Consider the following 10,000-nt stretch of genomic DNA (forward strand, 5'->3'; position numbering starts at 1 on the left):
CCTGATGGAAAGCTGCTGTACGAATTACTCTAGAAGCTATCCCAGTCTTAAGTATGGTAATTGTGGTAATGGGGGGGATATTGTCTGGAATTTTCACTGCAACTGAAGCAAGTGCTGTTGCATCGCTTTATTCCATAATTCTAGCCTTGTGCTACCGAAACAATACGATTCAGGATTACTGGCAAGTTGTTATTGATACAGTCCGTGGCTCTATACCTGTACTTTTCATGATTGCAGCTTCCGGTATTATGTCCTGGTCCTTTGCATTTACTGGTATTCCTGATCTGGTTAGTGAATTCTTGGGTGCTATACCAAACCCAATTTTGGTTCTACTATTGATTAATATCATGCTGCTATTTATCGGTACTTTCATGGATGCAGCTCCAGCAGTACTTATTTTTACACCTATTTTGTTACCGGTAGCAAAGGCTATGGGGATTGATCCAATCCATTTTGGTGTAATTATGGTATTGAACCTCAGTATAGGCATTATAACACCTCCTGTTGGCACTTTATTGTTTGCTGGTTCAGCCGTCGGTGGCGTTCCTGTCGAAGCTGTGATCAAAAAACTTATCCCATATTTCGTTGCACTCTTTGTGGTTCTGATGCTGGTGACTTTTATTCCTAGTCTCAGTATGTGGCTTCCGCAACTATTTGGTCTTGTTTAAGGATATGTATAAATGAAAAAATGTATAATTAAAGGTATCATCAACAAGATCTCTGAAAATATTCAGTATATCGGAACCGATAATCCAAAGATAGGTAACCCCGATTTTACTTGGAACTTCTGTGAGCCTGGGTATTGGGTGGCTGGTTTCTATGTAGGAGAGCTGTGGGCTGCATACATGCTGACAGGTGAGCAGAGATTCGCTAACCAAGCTCGTGCTCGTTATCCATTCTTTAAGAACTTATTAAATGAACCTGAGCTAATAAATCATGACTTAGGATTCTTGTTTAGTTTGTCTGCTGTTGCAGATTACAAATTGACGGGTAATACCGAAGCTCGTGAGCTTGGCTTACGCGCGGCTGAAGCACTCAGAGCACAGTTTCAGCAGGTAGGGGAATTCATTCAAGCATGGCCTCTTACAAAACATAATCTCGAAAGACGAAATGAACTTGCAGCTGGACGGATGTTAATTGATAGTTTCGAAAATATGGCGTTGTTATTTTGGGCTGCAGAAGAAACAGGTATAAAAAGCTTTTACAATGTAGCAAGAGCTCACTCTATAACAGCTGTGCGATATCTTATTAGAGATGATGGTTCTACTTTCCATACTTTTAAATTTGATCCTGCGACTCAAGCGCCTATATGTGGCGAAACTATGCAAGGCTATAGTGATGACTCGGCATGGTCTCGTGGTCATGCGTGGGCAATTCATGGATTGTCACAAATATATCGATATACCCATGAACAATTATTTTTGGATGCGGCTCGTGTTCTTGCCGACTACGCACTAGAACATTTGAATGATGATGGGCTCTGTCCATGGGACTATCTCGACCCGACTGAGGGGCGAACAATAATTGATTCGTCTGCTTGTGCAATTACATGTGCGGGCTTAGCTGCTTTGGGTGCCTTAGACCCTATCCACGGTTCTAGATATACCGAGGCCGCCACAGATTTATTTAATTCACTTACACAAAAATGTTCATTGTTAAATGAGCCCACGGCGCAGGGGTTATTAGATTACGGCGCATATTTTGTAAGGCGTGGAGATATACGAGCCATGCTTCCATATGGTGATTACTTTTATTTAGAGGCAGCTGTTCGCTTGCAAGGAAAACATGATCTGTTCTGGTAAGGAAGTGAAATGATTATTTCAGATATCAATCGATTAGATAATTTACCGCACCTGAGGACAGTGCTTCAGGATGTTATAAGTATAGATCTTATAAATTTATCAAGTGGAGAACATCTATTAGAGGGACAAGACCTATTTCTTAATCGAGTCTCAACAACAAGCCGAAAAATGACTGGGAGCAAATCTGAGATTCATCGGGATTATATAGATATACATCTATTACTTTCTGGAAAAGAAACTCTAGGTTATTGTGTGAAACCAGCAACAGAAGCGTTCATGAGTAACTCGGCATTTAATAATGATTGTGAGTTGGTAGAAGAGTTAGTTGATGAGCAATTTCTCACTCTTAATGAGAAACAGTTTGTTATATTCTATCCTGGTGTATGGCATCGTCCAATGTTAACTATCGATAAAATATCGCCTATAGAAAAAGTAGTCATTAAAATTCATAAAAACTATATTAAAAAGTAAGTGCGTTACATTAAATTATATAAAAGTAATCATCTGTTGGCATGGAATTAAGTGCCACCTGTAAAACATAATCTTATATATCATATCAACACGCAGACACTAATTATTACTTGCCTGGTGAGCTGACGTTTAATTATTTGAAAAAATACACTATCTACTCTACCCTACATTAAGGATAGCAAATGAATAAAAAAATATGCCTACTCACTCTTGGATGCATTAGTTTCGGTGCTCTTGCATCAAATGGTATAGGAAATCCAGAGCAAAGAGGAGAATGGATTTTTAAAAATGGAATGAGCAACTCTGAAGCCGATGTACCAAATTATGCCTGTTACAGAATACCTGCAATTGTAAAACTCAATAATGGTGAGCTACTTGCCTTTTCGGAAGCTCGTCAGAATAGTTGTTCTGACCATGATAAAAATATAGATATTGTTATGCGTAAAAGAGATCTTTCTGGAAATTGGGGGCCTGTCACTATTGTGGCGGATCATGGTGGAAAAGTAACTAGAAATCCAGCCCCAGTTGTCGATGACCAAGGGCGTATCCATCTCGTATATAATGTAAACTATGATGCTAACAATCCGGATAGCGAGGCAGCTATAAGTGAAAGTCTTATTAACCAAGATAACAATCGTTATCGAGCGAGTGTATATTATATTCGAAGTTCAGATAATGGAGAAAGTTGGACTGATTATTCTGCTACCCCACAAAATATAGATGCAACTGTACACCCATATTCGGATAAAAAAACCTATCAAGATGGACTCTGGTCGTGGTACGCGATGACTCCAGGTCATGCTTTAAAGCTTAAAAATGGAAATCTTTTTTTTCCAGCAAATCATGCTGAATACAAGCATGGTCTTCCTGATGGTATTTCAAGATACTATTCACATGCAATTACATTAGATCCGAAAAATGATCTATTTTCATTGAATGCTACTGTTGGGCCTGATACTAATGAAGTCATGGCTGAGCAATTAGACAATGGTTGGCTCTACATGAATATGCGTAATAACCATCGCTCGATTGGCGCATTTCGTGCTGTAACATACAGTAAAGATGGTGGTGAAAATTGGATGGGTACAGAATATGATCACATTCCAAAAACAGGGAGTAGTAATTTCTGGCGAGATATTGGGTATGATTCAACACTGATCTCACCGAAAGTTCAGTCTTCAATATTGCGTTACTCTTCAGATAAAGATGAAACTGGGGTCTCTCGTCTATTATTCTCTAACCCTGCTAATACGTCAGTTCGTAAAAATGGGACATTAAGGATAAGTTATGATGAGGGTAAAAGTTGGTCTCATGCTTTCCAGTATGAACCAGGGGCATCTCAATATAGTGATTTGGTTGTAAATAGAAACAACTCGATTGGCATTTTATATGAAAAAGGAAGTATAGCTCATGATGGAATTTATTATCTAGAGACTAACTTAGAGATGATTACAGGTTCAAAAGATGCCTATATTCCAACAGTTGTTAGCCAAAATTATTCTGATGGAAAAATTCCTAGTGTAAATTTAATTAGTGAGCCTCATCAATCAACTCTAGACCCTCAAGGCGATGACATAACAGTCGCAATAACCTTTGAATTAAGTGCTGACGCAGATGCCAAAAAGACACAGTTCTTGGCTCGTAAAGGTAATGCCTTATCACGTGATCCAGGTTGGGGGCTCTTTATTGAAAATGGAAATATTATATTTAGAACAGCAGATGATAACAAACGTTATGGTGTCAAAGCCACACTTCCTTCTCCTCTTGGTGTAGGAAAGCATACAGTTACGGTCTATATTAAGAGTTCTGTAGATGATCATGAAAGAACAATGAGAATGTTTTTTGATGGAGAACAAATGACTACAACTAAAATATATGAGGCATTGCCATTAGGCTCAGTTATCGCAACAAACAATCCACTTGTGATTGCTGGTTCAGATAATCATCATCCACTGAATGGGAAAATATTTGGGTATCAAGTATACGATATCAGCCTACGTGATGAAACCATTCGTAACTATGCAATTTCTTATTTGAAAGACTATGATTTTTCTAGTTTTTTCAATAACCCGGAGAATAATAACTTTGAGTTGTTCTTTAAAAATTAGGTTGATGTTAATTGCTAGTTGTTAAATTAGGCATGCACCATAACTAGCACTTATATTTTTAATGCTTATTTAAATTGTTTGATAAGTAAGCTCTAACCATAAATGATATAGATAGGTTTGTTTGTCGTATAAATACATATGTAGTTTTGTTTTTACCGATGAGTTGTGCAGGCCTATTTTACTGAGAATGAAAACCTATTGGTTTATTCATAGCAGTGCTCCATGGGATAGTTTTATCTATGGAGCGCTAGTTATTTATTAACGTAACTTTACCACTGCTCATCCCAGGCTGAGTCATGCTTATATTAACAGCTTTCTGTAGTGGTTTAATCATCCCAGACACTGTTTTAGGTGATACAGATCTGTACAGATCTAGTTATCACCTGACACCGGCCTCAAACCGGTGTCTTGTTTACGCTACTTTAGTGCGTACTTCCTTCGGTATCAATTTCAGACCCTTCTTGAACATACTGTAGGGGTTTGACCCTCCATCATCCTACCCTGATGTGGCGCTGGGTGTTGTAGTGCTATAGGTAGCTATCAAGGTCTGTATGGCTCTGCCCTGCCGACTCATACCAGGTCGTTCTCTCCTTGATACGGAAGTGTTCACCCAGCAAAGTTCGATGTAAAGCCGTTGCTCTGCGGCCAGCGCATCTTGCCGTAGATAAGCATGGCTTTGCGGGCAGAACTCCGGTGCAGAAGGATAAAGCTGTCATCACCGCAACGCGGTGACCAGAGGCACCATAAGGGGCGGCCACTGGTACGTGTAACCCGAGTGCATACCTATGCCTGGCTCTCACTGGCTGCCACAGGAGGGATGCCGGAAGCAGTGAAGGCCCATGACGAGCTGGAAGCGGTAATGAACAAGCCGGAAGTAAAGCAGGCCAGAAGGTGTCGGAGCACTGATTTGGCAAAATGACATCAACAGTCACGAAAAGCTAAAAAAAGAACATAGAGGAAAGCGGCCAAATGGCCGCTTTCCTCTTATGCGGTTGGTAAATTATCAGTCACAAATTTAGCCCAGGCATCCATCATGGGCCGACGTTGATCCAGCAAGTCAGTACGGTGGTATGCAGCTTCGACCTTGTTCTGAACTGTATGAGCTAACGCTCGTTCAGCGAGCTCCCGCGCATAGCCCTGCTCGCTGCACCAGTCTCGAAAGCTGGAACGAAAGCCATGAGCAGTTGCCATTCGGCTAGGAGTACAGCTCGCAGCTTTTGCTCTTCTCAGAAACATCGTCAGCACTGTGTCTGAGAGTGGTACCTGGTCTCTGGGAGAAGGGAATACCAACTCGTCATGTAATCCCCTTAACCCCTTCAGGATTTCGACGGCACGAAGAGATAACGGAACACGATGTTGTTGCTTGGCTTTCATACGCTCGGCTGGTAGGGTCCAGATCTTCGCTTCCAAGTCTACTTCTGACCACGTCATGGCTCTGACTTCACCTGAGCGGCATGCTGTCAGGATCAAGTACTCCAGCATTGAGCGGGTTACATCGTATTGTTGCGCTGTTCTCAGGTGTTTTTGCACAAATGCAGGGATATCACGCCAGGGCATCGCAGGCTGATGCTCTACTCGCACTGACTTGCTTGGCTGAGCCGGTAGTAAATGGTTCACCACATCCACAGGGTTTGCAGAGGTATAGCCATGAGCCCATGCCCAAGCCATAACGGCGTGTAGCCGCTGCTTAACACGGCTTGCTGTTTCCGGGATCGTCAGCCATATCGGTTGCAAAACGGAAGCGATATGGGCTGGGGTGATGGTATCAATGGAGATAGAGCCAATTGTAGGAAAGGCATATTGCTCCAATGTGGTAATCCATTGTTTACCGTGTTTGGGGTTCTTCCAGCCTGGTAACAAGCTTTCGTAAACCAGTCTGGCAGATGCTTCCAAGGTCGGGATCTTCGGCTTGTTCTGCTCCTGCCGCCGGACCTCTAGCGGATCCAAATTATTCGCCAGCTGTTCCCGCATTGCCTGTGCGTCTCGAGCTGCGTCGGCGATGGAGAGCTCGGGGTAAGTCCCGAGGCCAGCATTACGCCGTTTCTTCGTCAGTGGGCTGACATAGCGGAATACCCACTTACCTCTACCTTTGACGGTAGAAGGGTGTAGCGTCAAGCCTGTAACCCCACCGTGAGCAAGGGGTTTATCTTTCGGCTTGATGCTACGAGCTTTGGTATCGGTGAGGATCGCCATCAGGTAACCTCCTTGAGAATTGAATATGCCACACAGTATGCCACCAGGCATGCGCAGTGGTAATATGTGATTGGGATGGACTGGACAGTGTTTGTCTCTAATTTGCTGATAATAAATGGTTTATTGGATTGGTGTGGAGTTGATTGGACTTTGTTGCGGCGGGCACCTCCTCCGCCATTTATACCGAGCCTATGCAACCATGTTGCGTGGGCTTTTTGTTTGCCTGCAATTTGCCACTCCTCATAGATCTCAACACATTAGTCTTCTTCAACTCCTTTTTTGATCTTCTCACCTGCGGGCTCAACAGCTGCCACAAGATCACCTATCAACATCTAACCTCTGCGTTCCTGCGAGCATCCCTTCCCATTTCCTTATTGCCCCAAACAACAACGACCCAACGCAGCGACCACGGCTCCAGCATGTTGGTACCGCCAATAACCCCTCTTCGGAATACAGTCAGGGCCGGTTAACACAGTCATAGAAAAGCAGGGACTATGGAGCCGCGGCTTAAAAAGAGGGGACGGCTAACTCAGGAAGCCTAGACCCCAAGCTAGAGAGCATGACGTATAGGCGATCATGGGATTCACGGGTTATGGCGATGCCAGCCCTGCCATACAGAGCAATGGCTTTACATGAAGAAAGAGTAAAAGCGTAACATCAGGCTATTCGTTGAACAGAAAGACAACAGCGAGTAACAATAAAAACAGAAGAAAGGAATAAGTCAGGTCAAATATCAGACGATTCAATAAATTGCAGGCAATAAAAAACCCCGCTCGATGAGCGGGGTTTCTTGTATTGGGTGCCTGGCAGTGTCCTACTCTCGCATGGCGAATGCCACACTACCATCGGCGCTACCGCGTTTCACTTCTGAGTTCGGCATGGGATCAGGTGGTTCCACGGCGCTATGGCCGCCAGGCAAAATCTTCAATCTGAGAAAGCTGACGTGAGTAGTGATGTTGCGCTTGGCTTGTCACTATCACTGAATTAGTAGTTCTTCGATTTGCTACAAGCCTTAGAACACTTCTTGGGTGTTGTATGGTTAAGCCTCACGGGTAATTAGTATGGGTTAGCTCAACACGTCGCCGCGCTTACACACCCCACCTATCAACGTTGTGGTCTCCAACGGCCCTTTAGGACCCTCAAGGGGTCAGGGATGACTCATCTCAGGGCTCGCTTCCCGCTTAGATGCTTTCAGCGGTTATCGATTCCGAACTTAGCTACCGGGCAGTGCCACTGGCGTGACAACCCGAACACCAGAGGTTCGTTCACTCCGGTCCTCTCGTACTAGGAGCAACTCCCTTCAATCATCCAACGCCCACGGCAGATAGGGACCGAACTGTCTCACGACGTTCTGAACCCAGCTCGCGTACCACTTTAAATGGCGAACAGCCATACCCTTGGGACCGACTTCAGCCCCAGGATGTGATGAGCCGACATCGAGGTGCCAAACACCGCCGTCGATATGAACTCTTGGGCGGTATCAGCCTGTTATCCCCGGAGTACCTTTTATCCGTTGAGCGATGGCCCTTCCATTCAGAACCACCGGATCACTATGACCTACTTTCGTACCTGCTCGACCTGTCCGTCTCGCAGTTAAGCTGGCTTATGCCATTGCACTAACCTCCTGATGTCCGACCAGGATTAGCCAACCTTCGTGCTCCTCCGTTACTCTTTGGGAGGAGACCGCCCCAGTCAAACTACCCACCAGGCACTGTCCGCGAGCCCGATTCAGGGCCCTGCGTTAGAACATCAAACATACAAGGGTGGTATTTCAAGGACGGCTCCAGCGCAACTGGCGTCACGCCTTCAAAGCCTCCCACCTATCCTACACATGTAGGTTCAATGTTCAGTGCCAAGCTGTAGTAAAGGTTCACGGGGTCTTTCCGTCTAGCCGCGGGTACACCGCATCTTCACGGCGAATTCGATTTCACTGAGTCTCGGGTGGAGACAGCATGGCCATGGTTACACCATTCGTGCAGGTCGGAACTTACCCGACAAGGAATTTCGCTACCTTAGGACCGTTATAGTTACGGCCGCCGTTTACCGGGGCTTCGATCAAGAGCTTCGCTTGCGCTAACCCCATCAATTAACCTTCCGGCACCGGGCAGGTGTCACACCCTATACGTCCACTTTCGTGTTTGCAGAGTGCTGTGTTTTTGATAAACAGTCCCAGCCATCTGGTCACTGCGACTCCCGACAGCTCCATCCGCAAGGGACTTCACCATCAAGAGCGAACCTTCTCCCGAAGTTACGGTTCTATTTTGCCTAGTTCCTTCACCCGAGTTCTCTCAAGCGCCTTGGTATTCTCTACCCGACCACCTGTGTCGGTTTGGGGTACGATGACTTGTAATCTGAAGCTTAGAGGCTTTTCCTGGAAGCAGGGCATCAATGGCTTCCACACCGTAGTGTGTTCGTCTCGTGTCTCAGTGTTGTATCAGCGGATTTGCCTACCGATACCACCTACGCACTTTCACCAGGACAACCGTCGCCTGGCCCACCTAGCCTTCTCCGTCCCCCCATCGCAATTACAAGTCGTGCAGGAATATTAACCTGCTTCCCATCGACTACGCCTTTCGGCCTCGCCTTAGGGGTCGACTCACCCTGCCCCGATTAACGTTGGACAGGAACCCTTGGTCTTCCGGCGAGGAGGCTTTTCACCCCCTTTATCGTTACTTACGTCAGCATTCGCACTTCTGATATCTCCAGCATACCTCTCGATACACCTTCGCAGACTTACAGAACGCTCCCCTACCACTTGCACTAAGTGCAAATCCGCGGCTTCGGTGCCTAGTTTGAGCCCCGTTACATCTTACGCGCAGGCCGACTCGACTAGTGAGCTATTACGCTTTCTTTAAATGATGGCTGCTTCTAAGCCAACATCCTAGCTGTCTGAGCCTTCCCACATCGTTTCCCACTTAACCAGAACTTTGGGACCTTAGCCGGCGGTCTGGGTTGTTTCCCTCTTCACGACGGACGTTAGCACCCGCCGTGTGTCTCCCGGATAGTACTTACTGGTATTCGGAGTTTGCATGGGGTTGGTAAGTCGGGATGACCCCCTAGCCCAAACAGTGCTCTACCCCCAGTAGTATTCGTCCGAGGCGCTACCTAAATAGCTTTCGGGGAGAACCAGCTATCTCCGAGTTTGATTGGCCTTTCACCCCCAGCCACAGGTCATCCCCTAACTTTGCAACGTTAGTGGGTTCGGTCCTCCAGTTGATGTTACTCAACCTTCAACCTGCCCATGGCTAGATCACCCGGTTTCGGGTCTACACCTTGCAACTAGACGCCCAGTTAAGACTCGGTTTCCCTACGGCTCCCCTATACGGTTAACCTCGCTACAAAATGTAAGTCGCTGACCCATTATACAAAAGGTACGCAGTCACCCCGAAGGGCTCCCACTGCTTGTACGTACACGGTTTCAGGTTC

4 protein-coding genes, 2 rRNA genes and 3 pseudogenes (1 of these 9 cut by a window edge) are annotated in these 10,000 nt (G+C 45.5%); 5 read left to right on the forward strand and 4 right to left on the reverse strand.

Annotated features, from left to right (window positions below; genetic code table 11):
* Positions 1–20: 20 nt before the first annotated feature.
* The 4 genes and pseudogenes from ACTG1K_RS00005 to ACTG1K_RS00020 form a co-directional block, all read left to right on the forward strand.
* A pseudogene (locus tag ACTG1K_RS00005) lies at positions 21–668 on the forward strand (TRAP transporter large permease subunit); the annotation flags it as partial.
* 12 nt (positions 669–680) lie between these two features.
* A complete protein-coding gene (locus tag ACTG1K_RS00010) occupies positions 681–1,802 on the forward strand; it encodes a hypothetical protein (protein ID WP_440004670.1) in 1,122 nt (373 codons plus the stop codon).
* A 9-nt stretch (positions 1,803–1,811) separates the two neighbouring features.
* Positions 1,812–2,273 (forward strand): YhcH/YjgK/YiaL family protein, encoded by a 462-nt coding sequence (locus ACTG1K_RS00015; protein ID WP_425854221.1) that lies wholly within the window; start codon positions 1,812–1,814, stop codon positions 2,271–2,273.
* Between the two features lie 182 nt (positions 2,274–2,455).
* Positions 2,456–4,381 (forward strand): exo-alpha-sialidase, encoded by a 1,926-nt coding sequence (locus tag ACTG1K_RS00020; RefSeq protein ID WP_440004671.1) that lies wholly within the window; start codon positions 2,456–2,458, stop codon positions 4,379–4,381.
* Between the two features lie 412 nt (positions 4,382–4,793).
* Here ACTG1K_RS00020 and ACTG1K_RS00025 read toward each other — a convergent pair.
* Positions 4,794–5,038, reverse strand: a pseudogene (locus ACTG1K_RS00025) (IS481 family transposase); the annotation flags it as partial.
* Between ACTG1K_RS00025 and ACTG1K_RS00030 the strand changes: the two are divergent.
* A pseudogene (locus ACTG1K_RS00030) lies at positions 5,024–5,144 on the forward strand (IS5-like element ISAs34 family transposase); the annotation flags it as partial. The pseudogenes ACTG1K_RS00025 and ACTG1K_RS00030 sit on opposite strands and share 15 nt — an antisense overlap.
* 221 nt (positions 5,145–5,365) lie before the next feature.
* On the opposite strand, the gene ACTG1K_RS00035 reads toward ACTG1K_RS00030, so the two are convergent.
* From ACTG1K_RS00035 to ACTG1K_RS00045, 3 genes are all read right to left on the reverse strand, one after another.
* The gene (locus tag ACTG1K_RS00035) at positions 5,366–6,574 is read right to left on the reverse strand and encodes a tyrosine-type recombinase/integrase (RefSeq protein ID WP_440004672.1); all 1,209 of its coding nucleotides are present in this window, start codon (positions 6,572–6,574) and stop codon (positions 5,366–5,368) included.
* An 801-nt stretch (positions 6,575–7,375) separates the two neighbouring features.
* Positions 7,376–7,490, reverse strand: a 5S ribosomal RNA gene (gene rrf / locus ACTG1K_RS00040).
* 119 nt (positions 7,491–7,609) lie between these two features.
* A 23S ribosomal RNA gene (locus tag ACTG1K_RS00045) occupies positions 7,610–10,000 on the reverse strand (it continues 498 nt past the right edge of the window).

Origin of the sequence: Aeromonas sp. 102P (assembly GCF_051920345.1) — a bacterium.
GTDB lineage: Bacteria > Pseudomonadota > Gammaproteobacteria > Enterobacterales > Aeromonadaceae > Aeromonas > Aeromonas veronii.